Below are 24671 nucleotides of genomic sequence, written 5' to 3' on the forward strand. Positions count from 1 at the left end.
CGGTCCGGGGCCGGAACCGCTCGGGGACCGGGCCCGCCCGGGATCCGTGACCGGGCCGGATCCGTGACCGGGCCGGATCCGCCCTACTCGGGGGTTTCCTCGAGGGCGTGGGCCACGAGGGCCAGCAGGGTTTCGATGGCCGAGATCCGGCGCCGCGCGTCCATGATCATGACAGGTATGTGCGCGGGGATCGTGAGCGCCTCCCGGACGTCCTCCGGATCGAACAGCTCGGTGTCGTCGAAGTGGTTGACCGCCACGACGTACGGCAGCCCGCAGCTCTCGAAGTAGTCCAGGGCCGGGAAGCAGTCCTTCAGCCGGCGGGTGTCGGCCAGGACGACGGCGCCTATCGCGCCGCGCACCAGGTCGTCCCACATGAACCAGAACCGCTGCTGGCCCGGCGTGCCGAACAGGTACAGCACCAGGTCGTCGTCGAGCGTGATCCGGCCGAAGTCCATGGCCACGGTCGTGGTCAGCTTGCCCGGTGTCGCGCTGAGGTCGTCGGTCTCCTCGCTCGCCTCGGTCATCAGCGCCTCGGTCTGCAACGGCGTGATCTCCGAGACGGTGGTGACGAGCGTGGTCTTGCCCACGCCGAAGCCGCCGGCCACCACGATCTTCGTGGCGATCGGAGCGCGGGTGCGGTCCGTCTGCCAGGGCAGCAGGGGCTCGTCGGGCTCGACGAGAGGGGAGACGCCGACCGAGGAGGAGGCGGCGTCAGAGACGGCGGAGTCCACTCAGCACCCTTTCCAGCAGAGCGCGGTCCGGACGGCCGGTGCCATGACCGGTGCCGGTGCCGTACACACGGATCTTTCCCTGGTCCGCGAGATCGCTCAGGAGCACGCGGACCACACCGAGCGGCATCTTCAGCAGCGCGGCGATCTCGGCCACCGTCCGCATCCGGCGGCACAGTTCGACGATGGCCCGCATCTCCGGCATGACCCGGGTCGCGAGGGAGCCGTTCTCCAGCTCCCTGCGCTCCTCGGGGGCCTCCAGCGCGGCCGTGCTCGCCACGAACGTCTCCACGAGGAGCACGTGACCGAAGCGGGTGCGGCCGCCGGTGAGCGAGTAGGGGCGCACCCGGGCGGGCTTGCGGTCGCCGCCGCGCACCGGGAGCTGCTGTTTGGGCACGGCGCTCGTCGGACTGCTCATGGCACGGCTCATCGGGCGCTCCCCGCCGACTCGGTCTCCAGGGACTTCCGCAGCTCGCTGCGGAGTTCGGGCGTCAGGACGTGTCCGGCGCGGCCGACGAAGAGCGCCATGTGGTACGCCACCACGCTCATGTCGCACTCCGCGGAGCCGTGCACGCCGAGCAGCGAGCCGTCGCTGATGGACATCACGAACAGGCTGCCCTCGTCCATCGCGACCATCGTGTGCTTGACGGCTCCGGACTCCATCAGCCTGGCCGCGCCGACCGTGAGGCTGCCGATGCCGGAGACGACGGTGGCGAGGTCGGCGGCGGAGCCGCGCGGGCCGCTCCGGGCCGCGACGGGAGACCGGCGGGCGGCGTCGTTGCGGTCCTGGTCGGAGGAGAGGAGCAGGAGGCCGTCGGAGGAGACCACGGCGACGGACTCGATGCCGGGCACCTCCTCGACGAGGTTGGTCAGCAGCCAGTGCAGGTTGCGTGCCTCACGGCTCAGTCCGAAGGTACTGGGAGCGGTCAACTGCTTGCCTCCTCGACGGTGCCCCCCGTGGATTCCTCGGCGTGGGAGCGGGCGGGCGGCGCCGGCCGCTGGTTCTGGCCGGTCCGCTCGGCGATCTCCGCCTGGACGTCGCGGTGACCGGCCTGCGCTCCCTGGCGGAATCCGCCCAGGCGTCGGCGCAGGGCATCGGCGTCCACGGAGCCGGTGCGCTGGCGCGGGGCCTGGCTGGGGGTGGTGATCCTGGGGGTGCGCTTGGGGAGGCCCTTGGCGGTGAGCCGGTCCTCCGACGCGCGCTCGTGCGCGTCGGTCTCGGCCCCGCCGTCGGCCGGTGGCCTGTTCTTCCCCGCACCGCTTTCCCGGTCGGAGGCGGGCGGTCCCTGGGGGACGCGCTCGCCGTCGGCGGCCGCGGGTCGTGCCTGTGCGGGGGTGGTGCCGGGCGCGGAGTCCGCCCGGGCTGGGGCGGCGCTCCCGGTCCCGTGGTGGGTACGCTCCGGGGCGCGCCCGGACGCGTAGGGCGCCTGCGCCGGAACGGGTCGGTCCGCCGGGCCGGTCCGCGGCCGGTCCCGCTGCTCCTCGGGGTCGGGCCCCGTCGCGTCCCGCTCGGCCGCGGGCGACGGCAGCAGGAGCTCCATCGTGGTCTCGGCGGGGGACTCCGGCGGCGCCGGGTGCCCGGCCATCCGCTCCCCCCTCGTGGTCTCCTCGGCCGCTTCGGGCTCCGTCGCGGCCCGGCTCTCCTGCGCCGTCGCGCCCCGTTCCGCCGCCTTAGACCGCCGTACGGCCTGCTCCGCCAGGTTCACCAGCGGGTCGCCGTCCTTGGCGCGGGCGTGCAGGACGTTGGAGTTGGCCTCGGCGTCCGCTCCGGGGAGGGTGAAGGTGCCGGTGCCGCCGTGGGCCGGGTCGGAGGCCGGGACCGCGCCGTCGGGGGCGGAGGCCAGGAGCGGCTGGGGCACGACCACGACCGCCGCGATGCCGCCCTGCTTCTGCTTGCGCAGTTGCACGCGGGCGCCGTGCCGGTGGGCGAGACGGGCCACCACGTACAGGCCGAGGCCCAGTCCGTCCTCGCCCTCCTGGTCGTAGGCGCCCTCCGGGCCGAGGTCGGCGAGGCGGGCGTTGAGGCGGGCCATCCGGTCCTCGGCCATGCCGATGCCCTCGTCCTGGACGGAGAGCATGATCTCGCCGTTCTCCAGGAGCCAGCCGGAGACCTCGACCGGCTGGTCGGGCGGGGAGGACGAGGTGGCGTTCTCCATGAGCTCGGCCAGCAGGTGGGAGAGGTCGTCGGCGGCGAACCCGGCCACGTGCGCGTGCGGCGGCAGCGCGGCGATGCGCACCCGCTCGTAGCGCTCGATCTCGCTGACCGCCGCCCGGACCACGTCGACCAGCGGGACCGGCCCGGCGTGCTGCTGGACGTGCTCGGTGCCGGCCAGCACCAGGAGGTTCTCGCTGTGCCGGCGCATGACCGTGGCGAAGTGGTCGAGCTTGAAGAGGGTGGCGAGCCGTTCGGGGTCCTGCTCGCGCTCCTCCAGGCCCTCGATGACGGCGAGCTGCCGCTCGACCAGGCCCAGGGTGCGCAGCGCGAGGTTGACGAAGGTGGTGCCGATGCCGGTGCGCAGCCGCTCCAGCTGGGCGGTGGCCTCGGCGACCTCGGTGCGCAGCTCCTCGCGGGCGTCGGCCATCTTCTGCCGCTGGCCGATCAGGTGCTTGCGGTCGGTCTCCAGGGTGGCGATCCGCTCGGCGAGGGCGGCGGCCCGGGTGTGCAGGGTGTTGACGGACCGGACGACCTGGGCGAACTCGTCGTTGCGGCCGGTGAAGGTGACCGGTTCCTCCGCGGTGGCGTCCTGCGCGTCCGCCAGGCGTGCCGAGCCCCGGCGGAGCACGGAGAGCGGGCGGGTGAGGGTGCGGGCCAAAGCGGTGGCGATGCCGATGGTGACCAGCAGCAGGGCGCCGAGGAGGGCGACGCGGATCTCCAGCGCGGTGACGTCGTCGTCGCGCAGTGCCGCGAGGTCCTTGGTGCGGTGGTCGTAGAGGGAGGACTCCGCGCCGCGCATCAGGTCGACGCGGGCGCTCAGTGCGGCGTCCGCCTTCTTGACGCTGGTGTTCAGGTCGTCGTCGGAGAGGGTCGGCCGGGTGGTGAGCTTCTTCAGGTAGCTCTCCGCCGAGTTCGCCTCGGGGCCGGTGACCGTGGAGTCGTAGGAGGCACGGGCGGCCTCCGGCGCGGTGTCGCGGAACTCGGCGAGGGCCGCGTCGGAGCGGACCCGGGCCTGCTGGGCGGCGGCGCTGAGGGCGTCGCGCCGCTTGCCGTCGGCCTCCGAGGAGGTGTTCGACTGTGTGGGCAGTCCGGTGACCGGGCTGATGACGCTCTGCGTGGAGTACGGCACGTTGAGGGCCGCCAGCAGCAGTCCGCGGGCGGCCGCGGCCTGCTGGACGGCGGTGTCCAGTTCGGCCAGGGCGTGCGCCCCGGAGCCCGCGCGCGAGGGCATCCGCTCGGCCAGCCGTTCGGCGAGCTTGTGCAGGTCGGCGATGGTGGCGGAGTACGCCTGGTGGGCCTGCAGGGCGCTGCTCCGCCCGGTGAGCGCCGACCGGCGCACGGCGGCGATGCCGTCCAGGTCGGTGCGCAGCCCGGCGGGTGTGTCGGGGTCGGCGCGCAGTTCGTCGACCTGGCGGTCGACGCGGGTGCTGCGCTGCTGCGAGGGCGCCTTGGACTTGGGCCGGCCGGCGGCGATGTAGGAGGTGACCTCGTCGCGCTCGTCGGCGAGCGAGTGGGCGAGGGCGAGGGCGTCCTGGGTCTGGCCGGCGAGCGTCACCAGGTCCTGCGAGTCGCTCAGCCGGCCGGAGGCGGCGATCACGGAGGGGGCGCCGGCCGCGGCGACGGCCGCGGCCACCACTGCGACCGCGGCGATGAGGCGGTTGCGCACATGGGTCGGACGGCCCTTGCCGACGGGGACGGCGGGGACGGCGGGAGTCACGGGCGACGTGCCGGGGGCCACGGGGGGTGTGCCGGGAGCCGCTGGGGGTGTGCCGGGTGTCCGTGCCGGGCCGCCCGCGGTTGCCGCCTGCTTGCCTGTGCGCCGAGGCCGCTTCTTCTGCACCGGTGCTCGCATTCCTGTACTCGTGTACTCCTGGGCCCGGGTGGCGCTCCGTCAGGTGTCGCGACGGGGGCGTGCACCCTCCCCCGGCCCGCGCTGGCGGGCGAGCGGGGGACCTGCATCGGTTTCCGACCCTCCCAGTGCCGGTGGGCAGTGGGCCCGCATCGTCCGACCGGCCACCCGAAGGAGTGAACATCGGAGGGGAGTTGGCGGGCAAGTTCCTCCGGCCTGTGCCCGGGCGCCGTCCGGCGGGCCGGTTGGACGTCTGCGGCAGGCTTTGACAGGATTCGCCGCCACGCTTTCCCGGAGGCCGCCATTTGCTCCCAAACCAGGCGGCTGACCTGCACCGCTGCGGCAATTCCAAGGCGGTTGGCGGTCTTTGGCAGGCCATGTGAAGGCCTGGTGCAGACTGGCCGGATGCGTACTGAGGTTGTTTCGGAGCCCGGCCGTCCGGACCGGCCCAACGAGGACTTCGCCGCCGTCGGGCTGCCCGCCTCGGGACAGGGCGGCTGTCTCGTCGCCCTGGACGGGGTGACCCCGCCGAGGACGGGGAGCGGGTGTCTGCATTCCGTCCCCTGGTTCACCGCCCGGCTCGGCGGCGCGCTGACCGAACTGACCCTTTCGCGCCCTGATCTGACGCTGCCGGAGATCCTTTCGGGCGCGATCGCGCGCACCGCGGAGGCACACGCGATCACGTGTGACCTTTCTCACTCACGCACGCCTCAGGCAACCGTGGTCATGGCGCGCTGGTCCGCCGACACGGTCGAGTACCTGGTCCTGTCCGACTCGGTGCTCCTGCTGGAGTCCGCGGACGGCTCAACCGCCCCCGTCCTGGACGACCGGCTGGCCCGGCTGCCCCGGGCCGCGCTCGCCACCGACGAGCTCGTCGACACCACCCTGCGCAACAAGGAGGGCGGCTTCTTCACCGCGGCGGCGGACCCCTCGGTGGCGGACCGGGCGGTCACCGGCTCGCTGCCGCGCGAGGGGCTCCGGGCCGTGGCCGCGCTGACCGACGGGGCGGCGCGCTGGGTGGAGACGTTCCACGAGGGCGACTGGGCGCAGTGTCTCGGCCTGGTCCGCGAGGAGGGGGCGCGGGGTCTGGTGGACCGCGTACGGACGCTGGAGCGGGCCGACCGGGAGGAGCGGGCACGTCTCGGCCGGGGCAAGACGCACGACGACGCGACGGTGGTCCTCGTGGAGCTGTGAGGGCCGGAGCAGGCCGGCTACTTGTCCATGACGCCGTTCAGCTCGTGCAGCAGCCGTGCCAGTTCGGCGACCTCGCGGCGGTCCCAGTGGGCGAGCTGACGGACGTAGCGGGCGCGGCGGGCCTCGCGCACCTGGCCGACCCGGCGGCGGCCGTCGGCGGTGAGGGCCACCAGCCAGGCCCGGCCGTCCGCGGGGTCCGGTTCCCGGGCGACGAGTCCCAGGTCCTCCAGGGCGCGCAGCTGACGGGACATCGTGGCCTTGCCGACGCCGATGTACGCGGCGAGCGCCGTGGCGCGCTGGCCCCCGCACTCGTCCAGCCGGGCCAGCAGTCCGTACGCCGAGGACTCCAGCTCCGGGTGGACCTCGCGGGCCATCTCCCCCTGGCTGGCCCGCGCTCGCCGCAGCAGCAGCGTCAGTTCCCGCTCCAGGGACAGGAACTCGCGGTCCACACCACTGGGGGAAGGGCCCGGTTCACCCTCGATCCCCTCGCTGTTCGCGTCTTCGTGCACGTCAGCCCCTGCCTGAAGTTTCCCGGTCCTGAAAGTTTCCGCCAGTCGCCGCCATCGCCGCAGCTCCGTCAGTATTTCGCAGGCATAGACCAACGGCGGCAACCGGTCCCCCTTCCCAGCCCCGGTCTACGTGCGTAGCTTCGTCACCGGACAAGTAAATGGCATGCCCACGCCAGTACTGCTCCACGGCGGGTCTCCCCCGATCCGCTCTCCCCCCGTGCGACCGTGGGCCGTGCCGGCGTTTCCCCCCACCGAGCACCACCGAACTTTCGGAGGCACGACATGCCCGTGCACAGATCCGGAACGGCCCGCGCCCGGCGGCTGACCGCCGCGGGAGTCCTGCTCGCGGCATTCTCCTTCTTCCTCACCGCCCCCTCCTCCGCCACCACCGCCCCGCCCCGCGGCTCCGCGTACATGGGAATGGGCGTCGTGGCGCACGACGGCCAGAGCGGCACGCCCGCGTCCGACAAGGCCGCCCAGACCGAAGGCGTCGACGTCTCCGGCTACCAGGGCAACGTCGCCTGGTCCACCCTGTGGAGCAGCGGCGTGCGGTGGGCCTACACCAAGGCGACCGAGGGCACGTACTACACGAACCCCTACTTCGCCCAGCAGTACAACGGCTCCTACAACGTCGGAATGATCCGCGGCTCCTACCACTTCGCGACCCCGGACACCACCAGCGGAGCCACCCAGGCCAACTACTTCGTGGACCACGGCGGCGGCTGGTCCCGCGACGGCAAGACCCTGCCGGGCGCCCTCGACATCGAGTGGAACCCCTACGGCGCCGCCTGCTACGGCAAGTCCGCGAGCGCGATGGTCAGCTGGATCGCCGACTTCCTCAACACCTACAAGGCCCGCACCGGCCGTGACGCCGTCATCTACACGGCCACCAGCTGGTGGACGCAGTGCACCGGCAACTACGGCGGCTTCGCCGCGAACAACCCGCTGTGGATCGCCCGCTACGCCTCGACCGTGGGGACGCTGCCGGCGGGCTGGGGCTACTACACGATGTGGCAGTACACCTCCTCCGGCCCGACCGTGGGCGACCACGACAAGTTCAACGGGGCGCTGGACCGGGTGCAGGCGCTCGCCAACGGCTGACCGGAGCCGACCGGCCTCGTCCGGGGGCCCGGGGGTCGCCCCCGGACGAGCACGGCGACGGGCGCCGGACCGGTGCGCGCACTGGCCGGCGGCCGGCCGGTCCGCGAGACGGTGAAGGCCCGGGCCTCCCTCACGGGACCCGGGCCCTTTCCCGTCCGGCGGCGTCCGTCACTCCGCCGCCGGAGCCCTGCGCCGCGCGCCGTTCCTCACGCCGCGGCCGCGACCTCCGACTCCGCGCCGCTGGTCGCCGGCGCGAGGGCCAGTTCCAGCACCTGGCGGACATCGGTGACGGCGTGGACGTCGAGCTTGTCCAGAACCTCCGCCGGGACGTCGTCCAGGTCGGGCTCGTTGCGCTTGGGGATGATCACGGTGGTCACCCCGGCGCGGTGGGCGGCGAGCAGCTTCTGCTTGACGCCGCCGATGGGCAGCACCCGGCCGGTCAGCGAGACCTCGCCGGTCATCGCCACGTCCGTGCGGACCAGGCGGCCGGACAGGAGCGAGGCGAGCGCGGTGGTCATCGTGATGCCCGCGCTCGGGCCGTCCTTGGGGACCGCCCCCGCCGGGAAGTGGATGTGCACGCCCCGGTCCTTCAGGTCGCCCACCGGTAGCTCCAGTTCGGCACCGTGGCTGCGCAGGAAGCTCAGCGCGATCTGCGCCGACTCCTTCATCACGTCGCCGAGCTGGCCGGTCAGCGTCAGGCCCGCCGCGCCCGTCTCCGGGTCCGCCAGGGACGCCTCGACGAAGAGGACGTCGCCGCCGGCGCCGGTCACCGCGAGTCCCGTCGCCACACCGGGGACGGAGGTGCGGCGCTCGGCCGGGTCCTGGGCGGACTCGGGCACGTGGTGCGGCCGCCCGAGCAGGTCGCGCAGATCGCCGTCGGTGACGGTGAACGGCAGTTCCCGCTCACCCAGTTCGTGCTGGGCCGCGACCTTGCGCAGCAGTCGCGCGACGGACCGCTCCAGGGTGCGCACCCCGGCCTCACGGGTGTACTCGCCGGCCAGCTTGCGCAGCGCGCCCTCGTCGAGCGTCACCTCGTCCTCGCGCAGACCGGCCCGCTCGAGCTGGCGCGGGAGCAGGTGGTCGCGGGCGATGACGACCTTCTCGTCCTCGGTGTAGCCGTCCAGGCGGACGATCTCCATACGGTCCGCCAGCGCCTCCGGGATGGCCTCCAGGACGTTGGCGGTGGCCAGGAAGACCACGTCGGACAGGTCGAGCTCGACCTCCAGGTAGTGGTCCCGGAAGGTGTGGTTCTGCGCCGGGTCCAGCACTTCGAGCAGGGCCGCGGCCGGGTCGCCGCGGAAGTCGGAGCCGACCTTGTCGATCTCGTCCAGCAGGACCACCGGGTTCATCGACCCGGCCTCCTTGATCGCGCGCACGATCCGGCCCGGCAGCGCGCCGACGTACGTACGCCGGTGGCCGCGCACCTCGGCCTCGTCGCGGACGCCGCCGAGGGCGACGCGGACGAACTCACGGCCCATGGCGTGGGCGACGGACTCGCCCAGCGAGGTCTTGCCGACGCCGGGCGGTCCGACGAGGGCGAGCACCGCGCCGCCGCGCCGGCCGCCGATCACGCCCAGGCCGCGGTCGCTGCGGCGCTTGCGCACCGCCAGGTACTCGGTGATGCGCTCCTTCACGTCCCGCAGGCCGGCGTGCTCGGCGTCCAGGACCGCCCTGGCGCCCTGGATGTCGTACGCGTCCTCGGTCCGCTCGTTCCACGGCATGTCGAGGACCGTGTCGAGCCAGGTGCGGATCCAGGAGCCCTCGGGCGAGGCGTCGGAGGCGCGCTCCAGCTTGTCGACCTCCTTGAGCGCGGCCTCGCGGACCTTCTCGGGCAGGTCGGCGGCCTCGACGCGGGCCCGGTAGTCGTCGGACTCCTCGCCCTCCGTCTCGCCGTTCAGCTCGCGCAGCTCCTTGCGGACGGCTTCGAGCTGGCGGCGCAGCAGGAACTCGCGCTGCTGCTTGTCGACGCCCTCCTGGACGTCCTTGGCGATGGTCTCGGCGACGTCCTGCTCGGCGAGGTGGTCGCGGAGCTGCTGGGTGGCGAGCTTCAACCGGGTGACCGGGTCGGCGGTCTCCAGCAGCTCGACCTTCTGTTCGGTGGTGAGGAACGGCGAGTACCCGGAGTTGTCGGCGAGCGCGGAGACGTCGTCGATGGCCTGGACCCGGTCCACGACCTGCCAGGCGCCGCGCTTGCGCAGCCAGGCGGTGGCGAGGGCCTTGTACTCCTTCACCAGTTCGGCGACCTGGCCGGGCAGCGGCTCCGGCACGCTCTCGTCGATCCGCGTGCCCTCGACCCACAGCGCCGCCCCCGGCCCGGTGGTCCCGGCGCCGATCCGCACCCGGCCCCGGCCGCGGATGAGCGCGCCCGGGTCGCCGTCGGCCAGCCGGCCGACCTGCTCGACCGTGCCCAGCACACCGGTCTTCGCGTACGTGCCCTCGACCCGGGGCACCAGCAGCACCCTGGGCTTGCCGGGCTCGTCGCGGGCCGCGGCCTGGGCGGCCTCCACCGCGGCCCGCACCTCGGAGTCGTTCAGGTCCAGCGGAACCACCATGCCGGGCAGCACGACCTCGTCGTCGAGCGGCAGCACAGGCAGGACGATCGGTGTGAACGCCGTGGACTCAGCAGCCATGATCTCCCCTTCGGCAGTCAAGTTGAGCTATGCCGACTCAATGTCTGGGCGACCTTGATTGTTCCCCGGCGCGTGTTCGCCGTGAGCGATCAGCGCTCAACGCAGCGGAAGCGGGAGGCGAGGGGCGTTCGGCGGCCGTCGGCGGGGCTTCGGCCGAGGGCGCGGTGCCAACGGCGCACCACCGGCCAGCTCGCCACTCCCAGCCCCACGGAGACGAGGTGCCCCGAGCTCGCCAGCGGGTCGGCGAAGGTGAGCAGGTCCGCCAGCGTCACGCCGGCGAACAGCACCAGCACGGGCCAGCGCAGCCAGGGGCGCAGCAGGCCGGCCAGGGCGCCCAGACTGGCGGCGACCCCGAAGCTGATGCCGTAGTCGAGGCGGTGCAGCGAGCTGCCGGGCAGCGCCCCCGCCGCCACCGCGAGCCCGACCGGGACCTCGGTGGCGAGCGTGGCCAGCACGTGCCCGTACAGGAAGACGCCGGCCGTGCGCAGGCCGCCTATCCGGCGTTCCAGCGCGGTGAGCACCAGCAGGAAGCACAGGGAGTACGGCGTCACGAGCCCGCCCGCGATCCACAGCGCGCTGGCCGGCAGGACGAGCAGGGGGGCTCTCACCAGGTGGGCGACGTCCGTGCTGGAGCCGCGGTGCAGCGCGTCCACCACCGAGGGCGCGGCGTACCGGGCGACGAGCGAGGTGACGGCGAGCACCGCCGCGTAGGCCAGGGTGAACGGGGTCGCGGCGGGTGTGGGCAGCAGGCGCCAGGGGAGCGGGCGGCCCGGCCGCGCGGCGCCGGTCGCGCCGACCGCGGCGCCGGAAGCCGCGAGGCCGCACGTCGCGGCATCGGCGGCCTCGCACGTCGAGGCGCCGGGCACGGCGCGGCCAGCGGGCGGCGGGACCGGCCGCTGCCGCGGCACACCGTCCAGGCGGGACGAGGCCGCGGCGTCGTCCGTCGCGGTCCGTTCCACGGCGGGGCTCCTTCCGTCGGACCCCACCCTTCGCGCCGGGGCCGCCCATGTCCACGACCGGCGCCGGTCAGGCGTCCATTCATAGCAACCTATTAAGTTCCCACCACGTCCGGTCCACCGCCGAACTGCGTCCCCGCGGCCGGGAACTCACCTGGCGTCACCCGTAATTCAGGTGGTGGTCCGTGCCCGTTGGGGCAGGATGACCCCATGACCGCCTCGTACGAGACTCCTGTGGTGCTGGACCGTCGCGAGGGACCGTACGGCGAGGTCGTGCTGCGCCGGCACGGTGCGCTGCTGCAGATCGTCGCCAACGGCTGCTTCCTGATGGACACCTCCGACGGCCGCTCCGAGCGGCTGCTGGTGGACGCCGCCCTCGCCGCGCTGGACGGCCGCCGGGCGCCGCACGTGCTGATCGGCGGCCTGGGCGTCGGCTTCTCCCTCGCGCACGCGGCGGCGGACCCGCGCTGGGGCCGGATCACGGTGGTCGAGCGGGAGCCCGCGATCATCGGCTGGCACCGGGCCGGCCCACTCGCCGCACTGACCGCGCAGGCCCTCGCCGACCCGCGCACCGACATCGTCGAAGCGGACCTGACCGACCACGTCAATGAGACATCCGCCACTTACGACGCACTGTGTCTCGACATCGACAACGGGCCGGACTGGACGGTCACGGACGGCAACCAGGACCTCTACGCGCCCCCCGGACTGGCAAGCTGCGCAAGGGCGTTGAAGCCCGGCGGCGTGCTCGCCGTATGGTCGGCGAAGCCGTCTCCGGAATTTGAAGGAACCTTGCGGAATGTCGGATTCCAACAGGTGCGCACCGAAGAGGTCCCCGTTGCCCGGGGCGTTCCCGACGCGGTGCACCTCGCCGTCCGACCTGGATAGCAAAGCCGCGGTGACTCCCCGTACCCTGCTTGCCTGACGCCGATCATTCAAGCGTCAATCGCAACCATGCGCAGTCGAGGAATCACCCCACTGATTCCGGAAGCACACCTCAGGGGCGGGCGATGGAGCAGACACACACCTCCCACAACGGCACGACGGCCGGTCCCGGCGCACAGCGCCGGGTCCTGGTGGTCGAGGACGACCAGACCATCATGGACGCCATCGCCACCCGCCTGCGCGCCGAGGGGTTCCTGGTGCAAACGGCGGGCGACGGTCCGGCCGCGGTGGACACCGCCGAGGCCTGGCAGCCCGACCTGCTGATCCTCGACATCATGCTGCCGGGCTTCGACGGCCTGGAGGTCTGCCGCCGGGTGCAGGCCCAACGGCCCGTGCCGGTGCTGATGCTGACCGCGCGGGACGACGAGACCGACATGCTGGTCGGGCTCGGGGTCGGCGCGGACGACTACATGACCAAGCCGTTCTCGATGCGTGAGCTGGCGGCGCGGGTGCACGTGCTGCTGCGCCGCATGGAGCGGGCCGCGCTGGCCGCCGCGACGCCGCGCAGCGGGATCCTGCGCCTGGGCGAACTGGAGATCGACCACGCACAGCGCAGGGTGCGGGTGCGCAGCGAGGACGTCCATCTGACGCCGACGGAGTTCGACCTCCTGGTCTGCCTGGCGAACACCCCGCGCGCGGTGCTCTCCCGTGAGCAGCTCCTCGCGGAGGTGTGGGACTGGGCGGACGCCTCCGGCACCCGGACCGTCGACAGCCACATCAAGGCGCTGCGCCGGAAGATCGGCGCGGAGCGGATCCGCACGGTGCACGGCGTGGGTTACGCGCTGGAGACGCCGACCCCATGAGCGCGGGGCGGCCGGCCGCACGGCGGGACCGGGTGCACGCCCCACGGGGGAGCCGGCGGGAGCCCTGGGGCGGTGTGCGCCCGTTCTCGGTCAAGACCAAGCTGGGCGCGCTGGTCGTCATATCGGTGCTGATCACCACGGGTCTGTCGATGATCGCGGTGCACACCAAGACCGAGCTGCGCTTCATCATGGTCTTCTCGATGATCGCCACCCTGCTCATCACGCAGTTCGTGGCCCATTCGCTCACCGCGCCGCTGGACGAGATGAACGCGGTGGCCCGCTCCATCTCGCACGGCGACTACACCCGCCGGGTGCGCGAGAACCGCCGGGACGAGCTGGGCGACCTGGCCCAGACGATCAACCGCATGGCGGACGAGCTGGCGGCCCAGGACCGTCAGCGCAAGGAACTGGTGGCGAACGTCTCGCACGAGCTGCGCACCCCGATCGCGGGGCTGCGCGCGGTGCTGGAGAACATCGTGGACGGGGTCACCGAGGCCGATCCCGAGACCATGCGCACGGCCCTGAAGCAGACCGAGCGGCTGGGCCGGCTGGTGGAGACACTGCTGGACCTCTCCCGCCTGGACAACGGCGTGGTCCCGCTGAAGCTGCGGCGGTTCGAGGTGTGGCCGTACCTGTCGGGCGTGCTGAAGGAGGCCAACATGGTCGCCTCCGCGCGCGCGGGGATGGCCTCCGGCTCCGGCAGCCACACCCGTACGGACGTCCATCTGCACCTCGACGTCTCCCCGCCCGAGCTGACCGCGCACGCGGACCCCGAGCGGATCCACCAGGTGGTCGCCAACCTGATCGACAACGCGGTGAAGCACAGCCCGCCGCACGGCCGGGTGACCGTGAAGGCGCGGCGCGGGCCGCAGCCGGAGTCGCTGGAGCTGGAGGTCCTGGACGAGGGACCGGGCATCCCGCGGTCCGAGTGGCACCGCGTCTTCGAGCGCTTCAACCGGGGCGCGGTGAGCCGGCCGCACGGCCCGGGCAGCGACGGCGGCACCGGGCTCGGCCTGGCGATCGCGCGCTGGGCGGTGGATCTGCACGGCGGCCGGATCGGTGTGGCCGAATCCGATCGGGGCTGCCGGATCCTCATCACTCTTCCCGGGCTCCCCTCAGTACCAAGTTGACGTAAAGTTCGACCCGGAACCACAAGATCCACGAGCGTCCGCGCAGCCGGACACGTGTGAGCAGGCGGGGCCCGCACCCACTCCGGGTCGGGCCCGGGTCCACCCTTCCCTTTCACTGGCGAACCACGCTTGTTTCCCGCCATTTCAAGCCCCGAAACACAGCTTTAGATGTGACTTACGCGACGATGAACGGGCTCGACCTGACCTTCACGGTGTTGGAGGCGTAGCCTTTATTCCCGCTGTCCATAACCTTGTGAAGCGGAAGAGGGCGGTTGCCGCCGTGTCGCCACAGTCCCCCAGTAACTCGAGCATCTCCACCGAGGCCGGCCAGGACGGGAAGAACCCCGCCGCCGCCTTCGGTGCCAACGAGTGGCTCGTCGACGAGATCTATCAGCAGTACCTCCAGGACCCGAATTCGGTAGACCGCGCCTGGTGGGACTTCTTCGCCGACTACAAGCCGGGGGCCGCCGCGGCTGCCTCCTCGGCTCCGTCGGGCGGTGCGGCCACGGGGGCCGCGGGGACCACTACGGCGCCCCAGGCGGCACCGGCCCAGCCCGCGCAGGCCCCGGCCGCGCCCGCCGCCGCGAAGCCGGCCGCCGCCGCTCCCGCTCCGGCCGCCCCGGCGCCGGCCGCCGCCCCGGCGCCCGCCCCGGCGAAGCCCGCCGCCAAGGCTCCCGCGCCCGCGAAGCCGGCCGCCGCGGCCAAGGCCGAGCCCGCCGCCGCGGCTCCCGAGGGTCCCGAGTTCGTGACGCTGCGCGGCCCGTCCGCCGCGGTCGCCAAGAACATGAACGCCTCCCTGGAACTGCCCACGGCCACGTCCGTGCGCGCCGTCCCGGTGAAGCTGCTGTTCGACAACCGCATCGTCATCAACAACCACCTCAAGCGGGCCCGCGGCGGGAAGATCTCCTTCACCCACCTCATCGGCTACGCCATGGTCCAGGCCATCAAGGCCATGCCGTCGATGAACTGGTCGTTCGGCGAGAAGGACGGCAAGCCGACCCTGGTCAAGCCGGCCCACGTCAACCTCGGCCTGGCCATCGACCTGGTCAAGCCCAACGGCGACCGCCAGCTCGTCGTCGCGGCCATCAAGAAGGCCGAGACCCTGAACTTCTTCGAGTTCTGGCAGGCCTACGAGGACATCGTCCGCCGCGCCCGCGACGGCAAGCTGACGATGGACGACTTCACCGGCGTCACCGTCTCCCTCACCAACCCCGGCGGCCTCGGCACGGTCCACTCGGTGCCGCGCCTGATGCCCGGCCAGTCGGTGATCATGGGCGTCGGCTCCATGGACTACCCGGCGGAGTTCCAGGGCACCTCCCAGGACACCCTGAACAAGCTCGGCATCTCGAAGGTCATGACGCTCACGTCGACCTACGACCACCGGGTGATCCAGGGCGCCGCCTCCGGCGAGTTCCTGCGCCAGGTCGCCAACCTGCTGCTCGGCGAGAACGGCTTCTACGACGAGATCTTCGAGTCGCTGCGCATCCCCTACGAGCCGGTCCGCTGGCTCAAGGACATCGACGCCAGCCACGACGACGACGTCACCAAGGCCGCCCGCGTCTTCGAGCTGATCCACTCCTACCGGGTCCGCGGCCACGTCATGGCCGACACCGACCCGCTGGAGTACCAGCAGCGCAAGCACCCCGACCTCGACATCACCGAGCACGGCCTCACCCTGTGGGACCTGGAGCGCGAGTTCGCCGTCGGCGGCTTCGCCGGCAAGGCGATGATGAAGCTGCGCGACATCCTCGGCGTGCTGCGCGACTCGTACTGCCGCACGGTCGGCATCGAGTTCATGCACATCCAGGACCCCAAGCAGCGCAAGTGGATCCAGGACCGCGTGGAGCGCCCGCACTCCAAGCCGGAGCGCGAGGAGCAGCTCCGCGTCCTGCGCCGGCTGAACGCCGCGGAGGCCTTCGAGACCTTCCTGCAGACGAAGTACGTCGGCCAGAAGCGGTTCTCCCTGGAGGGCGGCGAGTCCGTCATCCCGCTGCTGGACGCGGTCATCGACTCCGCGGCCGAGTCCCGCCTGGACGAGGTCGTCATCGGCATGGCCCACCGCGGCCGCCTCAACGTGCTGGCGAACATCGTCGGCAAGTCCTACGCGCAGATCTTCCGCGAGTTCGAGGGCAACCTCGACCCGAAGTCGATGCACGGCTCCGGCGACGTGAAGTACCACCTGGGCGCCGAGGGCACCTTCACCGGCCTGGACGGCGAGCAGATCAAGGTCTCGCTGGCCGCCAACCCCTCCCACCTGGAGACGGTCGACCCGGTCATCGAGGGCATCGCCCGCGCCAAGCAGGACGTCATCAACAAGGGCGGCACGGACTTCACCGTCCTGCCGGTGGCGATCCACGGCGACGCGGCCTTCGCGGGCCAGGGCGTGGTGGCCGAGACCCTGAACATGTCGCAGCTGCGCGGCTACCGCACCGGCGGCACGGTCCACATCGTCATCAACAACCAGGTCGGCTTCACCGCCGCCCCGGAGTCCTCGCGCTCCTCCATGTACGCCACGGACGTGGCCCGCATGATCGAGGCCCCGATCTTCCACGTGAACGGCGACGACCCGGAGGCCGTGGTCCGCGTGGCGCGGCTCGCCTTCGAGTTCCGCCAGGCGTTCAACAAGGACGTGGTGATCGACCTCATCTGCTACCGCCGCCGCGGTCACAACGAGTCGGACAACCCGGCCTTCACCCAGCCGCTGATGTACGACCTGATCGACAAGAAGCGCTCGGTGCGCAAGCTCTACACCGAGTCGCTGATCGGCCGGGGCGACATCACCCTGGAAGAGGCCGAGCAGGCCCTGCAGGACTACCAGGGCCAGCTGGAGAAGGTCTTCACGGAGGTCCGCGAGGCCACCTCGCAGCCGGCCGCCCCGGTGTCCCCGGACCCGCAGGCGGGCTTCCCGGTCGAGGTCAGCACGGCGATCTCCGCCGAGGTCGTCAAGCGGATCGCCGAGTCCCAGGTCAACATCCCCGAGCACTTCACCGTCCACCCGCGTCTGCTGCCGCAGCTGCAGCGCCGGGCGACGATGGTCGAGGACGGCACGATCGACTGGGGCATGGGCGAGACCCTCGCCGTCGGCTCGCTGCTCCTGGAGGGCGTCCCGGTCCGGCTGTCCGGCCAGGACTCCCGCCGCGGCACCTTCGGCCAGCGCCACGCGGTGCTGATCGACCGCGAGACCGGCGAGGACTACACGCCGCTGCTGTACCTGTCCGACGAGCAGGCCCGCTACAACGTCTACGACTCGCTGCTCTCCGAGTACGCGGTCATGGGCTTCGAGTACGGCTACTCGCTCACCCGCCCGGACGCGCTGGTGATGTGGGAGGCCCAGTTCGGCGACTTCGCCAACGGCGCCCAGTCGGTCATCGACGAGTACATCTCGGCCGCCGAGCAGAAGTGGGGCCAGACCTCCGGCGTCACGCTGCTGCTGCCGCACGGCTACGAGGGCCAGGGCCCGGACCACTCCTCGGCCCGCATCGAGCGCTTCCTCCAGCTCTGCGCGCAGAACAACATGACGGTCGCGATGCCGACCCTGCCGTCGAACTACTTCCACCTCCTGCGGTGGCAGGTGCACAACCCGCACCACAAGCCGCTGGTGGTCTTCACCCCGAAGTCGATGCTGCGCCTGAAGGCCGCCGCCTCGAAGACGGAGGAGTTCACGACCGGCCAGTTCCGCCCGGTCATCGGCGACGCCTCGGTCGAGGCGAGCGCGGTGCGCAAGGTCGTCTTCTGCTCCGGCAAGGTCTACTACGACCTCGACGCCGAGCGGAAGAAGCGCGGCGCGACCGACACGGCGATCATCCGTGTCGAGCGGCTGTACCCGCTGCCGGGCGCCGAGCTCCAGGCGGAGATCAAGAAGTACCCGAACGCCGAGAAGTACCTGTGGGCCCAGGAGGAGCCGGCGAACCAGGGCGCCTGGCCGTTCATCGCGCTCAACCTGATCGACCACCTGGACCTGGCGGTCGGCGCGGACGTGCCGCACAACGAGCGGCTGCGCCGCATCTCCCGCCCGCACAGCTCCTCCCCGGCCGTGGGTTCCGCCAAGCGGCACCAGGCGGAGCAGGAGCAGCTGGTGCGCGAGGTGTTCGAGGCGTAACCGCTCCGCGGGCCGTCGCGCGTCCGTCGCGAGCCGCCGGCGCTCCCCAGGGACGCCGGCGCCACCCGCGGGCCGCCCGTACCGTCCGCAGGGCCGCAGCGGCCGGGCCGCACCCCCGAACCGGGGGTGCGGCCCGGCCGTTTTCGCGCACTTATCCTTGACCACATGTACTTCACAGACCGTGGCATCGAAGAACTGGAGAAGCGGCGGGGCGAGGAGGAGGTCTCCTTCGAGTGGCTCGCCGAGCAGCTGCGGACCTTCGTCGACCTGAATCCGGACTTCGAGGTGCCGGTGGAGCGGCTGGCGACCTGGCTGGCCCGGCTGGACGACGAGGACGACGAGTAGGACGACCAGGACCGCCGACGCGGGTCCACCGGGCAGGGACCGCGACGAGCGTTCCGCCGGACGGCCCGGACCGGTGCGGCACCGCCCGGTACGACGGACGGCAGGAGCGGCGCACGGGTGCGCGGCCCGGTCCGGAGCCCGGTTTCAGGGGCGCCCCTTCCTCGGGGGCGCCCTTTCGCGTTCCCACGGTGTGTCTTGACTTCCCGTGTCCGCGATATATCGTGTCTGTCGAGGACGCGATATGGCGTGTCCCGTCACCGTCCCGGTCCCGTCCCCGGCCCCGCGGTCGCGCGCGGTCCGGTCCGTCCCAGGAGGTCAGCACCATGTCCGAGTGGTCCGTGGGCGAGCCCAGGAAGCTCACCTTCGACGAACCCGTGACCGAGCTCAACGTCCGTGTCGTCAACGGCACGGTGAACGTCGTGGGCACGGACGAGGGGTCCGCCCGCCTGGAGGTCTCCGAGATCGAGGGGCCGCCCCTGGTCGTCACCCAGCAGGGCGGCACCCTGACGGTGGCCTACGACGACCTGCCCTGGAGGAACTTCCTGAAGTGGCTCGACCGGAAGGGCTGGCAGCGCAGCGCCGTGGTGTCCCTGGCCGTCCCGGCGAGCACCCGCGTCGAGGTCGGGGTGGTCGGCGCCGCCGCGGTGGTCTCCGGAATCGACGGGCGTACGGAGGTGAGGGGCGTCACCGGTGACACCACGCTGGTGGGCGTCACCGGCCCGGTGCGCGCCGACACCGTCTCGGGGAACCTGGACGCGCAGGCCCTCTCCGGAGACCTCCGGTTCCACTCGGTCTCCGGAGACCTGACGGTGGTCGAGGGCGCCGGCTCGGCGGTCCGGGCCGACTCGGTGAGCGGATCGATGATCGTCGACATCGACCCGTCGGGCCGCCCCACCGACATCAGCCTGACCAACGTCTCGGGCGAGATCGCCATCCGGCTGCCCCACCCCGCGGACGCGGAGGTGGAGGCGAACACCGCGAGCGGGTCGGTGTCCAACGCCTTCGAGGACCTGCGGGTCAGCGGCCAGTGGGGCGCCAAGCGGATCACCGGCCGGCTGGGCACGGGCCACGGCAGGCTGAAGGCCACCACGGTGTCCGGCTCGATCGCCCTGCTGCGGCGTCCCGCGGCGGACGACTCATGGGACTCCGGTCCGGGCGAGGGCGGCCCGAGTGGCGCCCCGGCCGGCGGCACGACCGACAAGAAGGTGCTCTGACATGCCTCCCGTCTTCGCTCACGGACGCCTCCGTCTCTATCTGCTCAAGCTGCTCGACGAGGCGCCGCGCCACGGTTACGAGGTGATCCGGCTTCTGGAGGAGCGCTTCCAGGGCCTGTACGCCCCCTCGGCGGGCACCGTCTACCCCCGGCTGGCCAAGCTGGAGACCGAGGGCCTGGTCACCCACACCACCGAGGGCGGCCGCAAGGTGTACGCCATCACGGACGCCGGCCGTGCGGAACTGGCCGACCGCAGCGGTGAACTGGCCGACCTGGAGCTGGAGATCCGTGAGTCGGTCGCCGAACTCGCCGCCGAGATGCGGGCCGACGTGCGCGGTGCGGCGGGTGATCTGCGCCGTGAGATGCGCGCGGCGGCCTCCGAGGCGAGGCAGGGCTCCGCCGGGGGCGCGGGCGAACGGGAGTACGGCGCGGCGGGCGACACCGGGGAGAAGGAGGCCTGGCGCGCCGCCAAGGAGGAGATGCGCCGGGTCAAGCAGGAGTGGAAGGAGCAGGCCCGGCGGGCCAAGGACGAGAGCCGGCGGGCCCGCGAGGAGGCCCAGCGGGCCCGGCGCCAGGCCAAGGAGGCCCAGGAACATGCGCGGGCGCAGGCGCAGGAGGAGTTCCAGCGCACCGTCCGGCGTCTGCAGGACCATGTGCAGGACCACTTCGCGCGGGGCGACTGGCCGACGGGGGTGCGCGAGGGGCTGACGGAGATCGCGAAGGAGTTCGGCGAGATCGGCAAGGAGTTCGCCTTCGGCCGCTCGGCGTCCGGCGGCGCGTCGGCGCGCGCCGAGTACTCCGCGACCCCGGAGGACTTCCCCGCCGCCTACGAGCCGGCCTGGGCGCACGAGGACTTCACCGGCGACCCCGGCCGCGACCTGGACCGGCTGCTGGACCGCTTCCGGGACGACATCCGGGACGCGGCCCGCGACCACGGCATCACGTCCGACCAGCTCCGTGACACCCGCAGCCAGCTGTCGGCGGCGGCAGCCCGCATCGGGGCCCTGCTGCGCGCACCGAAGATCTGACGGGTCCGGCACCGACACCGCCGGGTCCTTCCGCCGGTAACGGCGTGATCCGGACGAGGATCCCCGGGGTCCGCGGTGCACGGGCCCCGGGGTGCGCGCGGGTCAGGAGCCGGTGAGCACGATCTTGCCGAACTGGCCGCCCGTCTCCATCCGCTCGAAGCCCTCGCGGGCCCGGTCCAGCGGCAGCACCTCGTCGATGACGGGGCGCACGCCGGTGGCGGCGCAGAAGGAGAGCAGGTCCTCCAGTTCGTCCTTGGTACCCATCGTCGAGCCGACCACCTTCAGCTCCAGGAAGAAGATCCGGGTCAGCTCGGCGTGCGAGGGCCGGTCGCCGCTGGTGGCGCCGGAGATGACGATGGTGCCGCCGGGACGCAGCGACTTCACCGAGTGGGACCAGGTGGCCGCGCCGACGGTCTCGATCACGGCGTCCACCCGCTGCGGCAGCCGGGCCCCCGACTCCACCGCCTCCACGGCGCCGAGCTCCAGGGCCCGCTTGCGCTTGGCCTCGTCGCGGCTGGTGGCGAAGACCCGCAGGCCGGCCGCCTTGCCGAGCACGATGGCGGCGGTGGCGACACCACCGCCCGCGCCCTGCACCAGGACGGAGTCACCGGGACGCACGCCCGCGTTGGTGAACAGCATGCGGTACGCGGTGAGCCAGGCCGTGGGCAGGCAGGCGGCCTCCTCGAAGGAGAGCCCCTTGGGCTTGGGCAGGAGGTTCCAGGTGGGCACGGCGACCTGTTCGGCGAAGGTGCCCTGGTAGCGCTCGGTCAGGATGGAGCGGGGCTCGGCGGGCCCGACACCGTGGCCGCTCTGTCCGATGACGGAGTGCAGGACGACCTCGTTGCCGTCCTCGTCGACGCCTGCGGCGTCGCAGCCGAGGATCATGGGCAGCTTGTCCTCGGACAGGCCCACGCCCTTCAGCGACCAGAGGTCGTGGTGGTTCAAGGAGGCGGCCCTGACGTTGACGGTGCTCCAGCCGGGGCGGGCCTCGGGGGCCGGGCGCTCCCCCGACTCCAGACCGTTCAGCGGCTGGTCGCGGTCGATTCGGGCGGCATAGACAGCGAACATGACCTTGACGATAGGCGCGCGCCGACGCCTGTGGAACCGCGCGGCCCTGTGACACACGCCCTCTTGCCAAGGCCCCGCCCGCCCGTGGCCCCGCACGAGCGGGCGGAAAGGCGAATGGCCCCGCCCGTTCGGGCGGGGCCATTCGGGGCCGGTCGGCTCAGGTCAGCGACGGGCCACGCCCTCCGCGCGCGCTGCCGCGGCCACGGCGGCCGTCACGGCCGGGGCGACCCGCTCGTCGAACGGCGAGGGGATCACGTAGTCCGCGGCGAGGTCGTCCCCGACGACCCCGGCCAGCGCCTCGGCCGCCGCGATCTTCATTCCCTCGGTGATCCGCGACGCCCGCACCTGGAGCGCGCCGGCGAAGATGCCGGGGAACGCCAGGACGTTGTTGATCTGGTTGGGGAAGTCCGACCGTCCGGTCGCCACGACCGCCGCGTACTTGTGCGCGACGTCGGGGTGGACCTCCGGGTTCGGGTTGGCCATGGCGAAGACGAACGCGCCCTCGGCCATGGAGGCCACGGCCGTCTCCGGCACCGTGCCGCCGGAGACGCCGATGAAGACGTCGGCGCCGGCCAGCGCGTCCTCCAGGGAGCCGGTGATGCCCGCCTTGTTGGTGAACTCGGCCAGTTCGCGCTTGACCTCGGTCAGGTCCTGCCGGCCGGCCGACACGACGCCCTTGCGGTCGGTCACCGCGACGTCCCCGATACCGGCCTCGACCAGCATCCTGGCGATGGCGACACCCGCGGCGCCCGCGCCGGAGATGACGGCCCGCAGTTCGCCGATGGTCCGCCCGCTCAGCCGCGCCGCGTTGCGCAGCGCCGCGAGGGTCACGACCGCCGTGCCGTGCTGGTCGTCGTGGAAGACCGGGATGTCCAGGCGCTCCTGGAGCTTGCGCTCGATCTCGAAGCACCGGGGCGCCGAGATGTCCTCCAGGTTCACGCCGCCGAAGGACGGGGCGAGGCGCACCACGGTCTCGACGATCTCGTCGGCGTCGGTGCAGGCGAGCGCGATCGGCACCGCGTCGACGCCGCCGAACTGTTTGAACAGAATCGCCTTCCCCTCCATCACCGGAAGGGAGGCTTCGGGACCGATGTCCCCGAGGCCGAGCACGGCCGTTCCGTCGGTCACGACGGCGACCACGGACGACTTCCACGTGTAGTCGTTGACCAGTTCCGGCTGCTCGGCGATGGCGGTGCACACCCGCGCGACGCCGGGCGTGTACGCCAGGGACAGGTCGTCCTTGTCACGGACGGGCACGGTGGCCTGCACGGCCATCTTTCCGCCGCGGTGCAGCGCGAAGGCCGGATCGAAGGAATCGAGCGGCTCTGCCCCGCCGTCCTGATCCGTCCTGTTGTCGCTGCGAGGATTGACGATCTCCGCTGCCACTTGGTTTTACCCCTTAATTGTTCATGGTTTGAGGGTGGCCACTCCTGGTGAGGGGTGGGCGGGACCGCGCATGCGCCGGTGAGTGATGCGTTCTGGCGCGTACGCGACGGGCGCGCCGCACACGCGCCCTGAGCCCCGGATGAGGGGTGTAAAGAACCTTCTTACCGGACGGACGGCGTCGGCGACGAGTCCATAACGCGAAGGTCACATGACGACGTCCCGACACTTGGCTCAATATGGGGACAAGTACTCGTCGAATGTTTGACAAAGCCTTGCAATCACCCAAAAGCCGTGCATCACGAGCCCGTACGCCGAGACGAACCGAAGATCTTCCGGCTGGAAGGAGACATTCCCGCAGATAGTCCCGCCTGGGCGGGTCGGTGGCGGGCGGTTCGGAGTTCACCCGTTATCCGATTTTGACATGGCGGGTCCCCTGATTGGCCCATCCCGAATGGCAAGATGCGTCAATCGCACGAGGTCACGACACCCGAAGGTGTGTGTTCTCGTTGACCCATCGGCAACTCCACCCATCCGCCGGAGGAACCCACCATGACCGCACGCTCCACCCGTCGTACGGCCGCCGCGCACTCCCGTCTGGCAGCGGTCGGTGCGATCGCGGTCGCAGGCGCCCTGATTCTCACCGGCTGCGGTGACCAGACCAAGGACAAGAGCACGACCACCGACAACTCGTCCGCCGGCTCGGCGCCACTGGCCGACAAGCTCCCGGCCTCGATCCGCGACAAGGGCGTCATCCGGGTCGGGTCGGACATCTCGTACGCGCCGGTCGAGTTCAAGGACGACTCCGGCAAGGTCACCGGTATCGACCCGGACATCGCGGCCGCGTTGGGCAAACAGCTCGGGGTGAGGTTCGACTTCCAGACCGGCACCTTCGACGCCCTGCTCACCGGCCTGCGCTCCAACCGCTACGACATGGCGATGTCGGCGATGACGGACAACAAGAACCGACAGCAGGGCGTCGACCCGACCACCGGCAAGAAGGTCGGCGAGGGCGTGGACTTCGTCGACTACCTGCAGGCCGGTGTCTCCATCTACACCCGCAAGGGCGACACCAAGGGCATCGCCTCCTGGCCCGACATGTGCGGCAAGAAGCTCGCCGTGCAGCGCGGAACCGTCTCGGAGGACCTCGCCAAGTCCGAGGCGAAGAAGTGCCCGAGCGGCAAGAAGCTCGCCATCCAGTCCTTCGACGACAACCAGGAAGCCGAGACCCGCCTGCGCTCGGGCGGCGCGGACGCCGTCTCCGCCGACTTCCCGGTCGCCGCCTACGCGGTGAAGACCTCCGGCGGCGGCAAGGACTTCCAGATCGTCGGCGGACAGGTCGAGGCGGCTCCGTACGGCATCGCCGTCGCCAAGAACACCACACAGCTGCGGGACGCGCTGCACGCGGCGATGAACGCGATCATCAAGAACGGCGAGTACCAGAAGATCATGGAGAAGTGGGGCGTCCAGGACGGCGCCGTCAAGGAGTCCGTCGTCAACGGCGGCAAGTGACCGCCCCCGCGCGGCCACCGAGA

Annotated in this window: 19 protein-coding genes; 10 read left to right on the forward strand and 9 right to left on the reverse strand. The window is 72.0% G+C overall.

The window, feature by feature from the left end; all coding sequences use genetic code 11:
- Positions 1–83: 83 nt before the first annotated feature.
- The 4 genes from ACF061_RS05615 to ACF061_RS05630 are packed head-to-tail and all read right to left on the reverse strand — an operon-like array spanning position 84 to position 4723.
- On the reverse strand, positions 84–731 hold the full coding sequence (locus ACF061_RS05615; RefSeq protein WP_392265533.1) for an ATP/GTP-binding protein: 648 nt from the start codon (positions 729–731) through the stop codon (positions 84–86).
- Entirely contained in the window at positions 712–1146 is a 435-nt protein-coding gene (locus ACF061_RS05620) for a DUF742 domain-containing protein (protein WP_392265534.1), read from the reverse strand. The genes ACF061_RS05615 and ACF061_RS05620 overlap by 20 nt, the downstream gene beginning before the upstream one ends.
- An 8-nt stretch (positions 1147–1154) precedes the next feature.
- Entirely contained in the window at positions 1155–1658 is a 504-nt protein-coding gene (locus ACF061_RS05625) for a roadblock/LC7 domain-containing protein (protein WP_392265535.1), read from the reverse strand.
- A complete protein-coding gene (locus ACF061_RS05630; protein ID WP_392265536.1) occupies positions 1655–4723 on the reverse strand; it encodes a nitrate- and nitrite sensing domain-containing protein in 3069 nt (1022 codons plus the stop codon). Before ACF061_RS05630 ends, ACF061_RS05625 begins: the two co-directional genes overlap by 4 nt.
- 414 nt (positions 4724–5137) lie before the next feature.
- On the opposite strand from ACF061_RS05630, the gene ACF061_RS05635 reads away from it, so the two are divergent.
- A complete protein-coding gene (locus ACF061_RS05635; protein ID WP_392265537.1) occupies positions 5138–5926 on the forward strand; it encodes a hypothetical protein in 789 nt (262 codons plus the stop codon).
- Positions 5927–5943: 17 nt separating this feature from the next.
- Here ACF061_RS05635 and ACF061_RS05640 read toward each other — a convergent pair whose 3' ends face one another.
- A complete protein-coding gene (locus tag ACF061_RS05640; protein ID WP_392265538.1) occupies positions 5944–6435 on the reverse strand; it encodes a MarR family winged helix-turn-helix transcriptional regulator in 492 nt (163 codons plus the stop codon).
- A gap of 282 nt (positions 6436–6717) precedes the next feature.
- On the opposite strand from ACF061_RS05640, the gene ACF061_RS05645 reads away from it, so the two are divergent.
- Entirely contained in the window at positions 6718–7536 is an 819-nt protein-coding gene (locus tag ACF061_RS05645) for a lysozyme (RefSeq protein WP_392265539.1), read from the forward strand.
- 206 nt (positions 7537–7742) lie between these two features.
- Here the strand turns inward: ACF061_RS05645 and lon are convergent, their stop codons facing one another.
- A complete protein-coding gene (gene lon, locus ACF061_RS05650) occupies positions 7743–10166 on the reverse strand; it encodes an endopeptidase La (protein ID WP_392265540.1) in 2424 nt (807 codons plus the stop codon).
- A gap of 89 nt (positions 10167–10255) precedes the next feature.
- Positions 10256–11125, reverse strand: a complete 870-nt coding sequence (locus ACF061_RS05655) for a rhomboid-like protein (RefSeq protein WP_392265541.1) — start codon at positions 11123–11125, stop codon at positions 10256–10258.
- 207 nt (positions 11126–11332) lie between these two features.
- On the opposite strand from ACF061_RS05655, the gene ACF061_RS05660 reads away from it, so the two are divergent.
- The 7 genes from ACF061_RS05660 (at position 11333) to ACF061_RS05690 (ending at position 20685) form a co-directional block, all read left to right on the forward strand.
- On the forward strand, positions 11333–12010 hold the full coding sequence (locus tag ACF061_RS05660) for a spermidine synthase (RefSeq protein ID WP_392265542.1): 678 nt from the start codon (positions 11333–11335) through the stop codon (positions 12008–12010).
- Between the two features lie 122 nt (positions 12011–12132).
- On the forward strand, positions 12133–12870 hold the full coding sequence (locus ACF061_RS05665) for a response regulator transcription factor (RefSeq protein ID WP_392265543.1): 738 nt from the start codon (positions 12133–12135) through the stop codon (positions 12868–12870).
- The gene (locus ACF061_RS05670) at positions 12867–14000 is read left to right on the forward strand and encodes an ATP-binding protein (protein WP_392265544.1); all 1134 of its coding nucleotides are present in this window, start codon (positions 12867–12869) and stop codon (positions 13998–14000) included. The genes ACF061_RS05665 and ACF061_RS05670 overlap by 4 nt, the downstream gene beginning before the upstream one ends.
- 280 nt (positions 14001–14280) lie before the next feature.
- The gene (locus ACF061_RS05675) at positions 14281–18099 is read left to right on the forward strand and encodes a multifunctional oxoglutarate decarboxylase/oxoglutarate dehydrogenase thiamine pyrophosphate-binding subunit/dihydrolipoyllysine-residue succinyltransferase subunit (RefSeq protein WP_392265545.1); all 3819 of its coding nucleotides are present in this window, start codon (positions 14281–14283) and stop codon (positions 18097–18099) included.
- Between the two features lie 165 nt (positions 18100–18264).
- Positions 18265–18444: a DUF6104 family protein gene (locus ACF061_RS05680; RefSeq protein WP_018544467.1), complete on the forward strand. Its 180-nt coding sequence runs from the start codon at positions 18265–18267 to the stop codon at positions 18442–18444.
- Between the two features lie 323 nt (positions 18445–18767).
- The gene (locus ACF061_RS05685) at positions 18768–19658 is read left to right on the forward strand and encodes a DUF4097 domain-containing protein (protein ID WP_392265546.1); all 891 of its coding nucleotides are present in this window, start codon (positions 18768–18770) and stop codon (positions 19656–19658) included.
- Between the two features lies 1 nt (position 19659).
- Entirely contained in the window at positions 19660–20685 is a 1026-nt protein-coding gene (locus ACF061_RS05690; RefSeq protein WP_392265547.1) for a helix-turn-helix transcriptional regulator, read from the forward strand.
- Between the two features lie 102 nt (positions 20686–20787).
- On the opposite strand, the gene ACF061_RS05695 is transcribed toward ACF061_RS05690, so the two are convergent.
- Positions 20788–21753 carry a zinc-binding dehydrogenase gene (locus ACF061_RS05695; RefSeq protein ID WP_392265548.1) on the reverse strand — a complete coding sequence of 322 codons (966 nt, stop codon included), beginning with the start codon at positions 21751–21753 and terminating at the stop codon, positions 20788–20790.
- Positions 21754–21915: 162 nt separating this feature from the next.
- Positions 21916–23139 carry an NADP-dependent malic enzyme gene (locus tag ACF061_RS05700; RefSeq protein ID WP_392265549.1) on the reverse strand — a complete coding sequence of 408 codons (1224 nt, stop codon included), beginning with the start codon at positions 23137–23139 and terminating at the stop codon, positions 21916–21918.
- A gap of 549 nt (positions 23140–23688) precedes the next feature.
- On the opposite strand from ACF061_RS05700, the gene ACF061_RS05705 reads away from it, so the two are divergent.
- Positions 23689–24648, forward strand: a complete 960-nt coding sequence (locus ACF061_RS05705; RefSeq protein ID WP_392265550.1) for an ABC transporter substrate-binding protein — start codon at positions 23689–23691, stop codon at positions 24646–24648.
- Positions 24649–24671 lie beyond the last annotated feature (23 nt).

This window comes from Streptomyces sp. NPDC015220 (assembly GCF_043079345.1).
In the GTDB taxonomy this organism is placed as follows: Bacteria; Actinomycetota; Actinomycetes; order Streptomycetales; family Streptomycetaceae; genus Streptomyces.

Bases quoted from the DNA above. Each gene is read 5' to 3' on its own strand.
- ACF061_RS05620 (WP_392265534.1), bottom strand. From the start codon at position 1,146: ATGAGCAGTCCGACGAGCGCCGTGCCCAAACAGCAGCTCCCGGTGCGC.
- ACF061_RS05635 (WP_392265537.1), top strand. From the start codon at position 5,138: ATGCGTACTGAGGTTGTTTCGGAGCCCGGCCGTCCGGACCGGCCCAAC.
- ACF061_RS05645 (WP_392265539.1), top strand. From the start codon at position 6,718: ATGCCCGTGCACAGATCCGGAACGGCCCGCGCCCGGCGGCTGACCGCC.
- lon (WP_392265540.1), bottom strand. From the start codon at position 10,166: ATGGCTGCTGAGTCCACGGCGTTCACACCGATCGTCCTGCCTGTGCTG.
- ACF061_RS05660 (WP_392265542.1), top strand. From the start codon at position 11,333: ATGACCGCCTCGTACGAGACTCCTGTGGTGCTGGACCGTCGCGAGGGA.
- ACF061_RS05665 (WP_392265543.1), top strand. From the start codon at position 12,133: ATGGAGCAGACACACACCTCCCACAACGGCACGACGGCCGGTCCCGGC.
- ACF061_RS05670 (WP_392265544.1), top strand. From the start codon at position 12,867: ATGAGCGCGGGGCGGCCGGCCGCACGGCGGGACCGGGTGCACGCCCCA.
- ACF061_RS05680 (WP_018544467.1), top strand. From the start codon at position 18,265: ATGTACTTCACAGACCGTGGCATCGAAGAACTGGAGAAGCGGCGGGGC.
- ACF061_RS05685 (WP_392265546.1), top strand. From the start codon at position 18,768: ATGTCCGAGTGGTCCGTGGGCGAGCCCAGGAAGCTCACCTTCGACGAA.
- ACF061_RS05690 (WP_392265547.1), top strand. From the start codon at position 19,660: ATGCCTCCCGTCTTCGCTCACGGACGCCTCCGTCTCTATCTGCTCAAG.
- ACF061_RS05695 (WP_392265548.1), bottom strand. From the start codon at position 21,753: ATGTTCGCTGTCTATGCCGCCCGAATCGACCGCGACCAGCCGCTGAAC.
- ACF061_RS05705 (WP_392265550.1), top strand. From the start codon at position 23,689: ATGACCGCACGCTCCACCCGTCGTACGGCCGCCGCGCACTCCCGTCTG.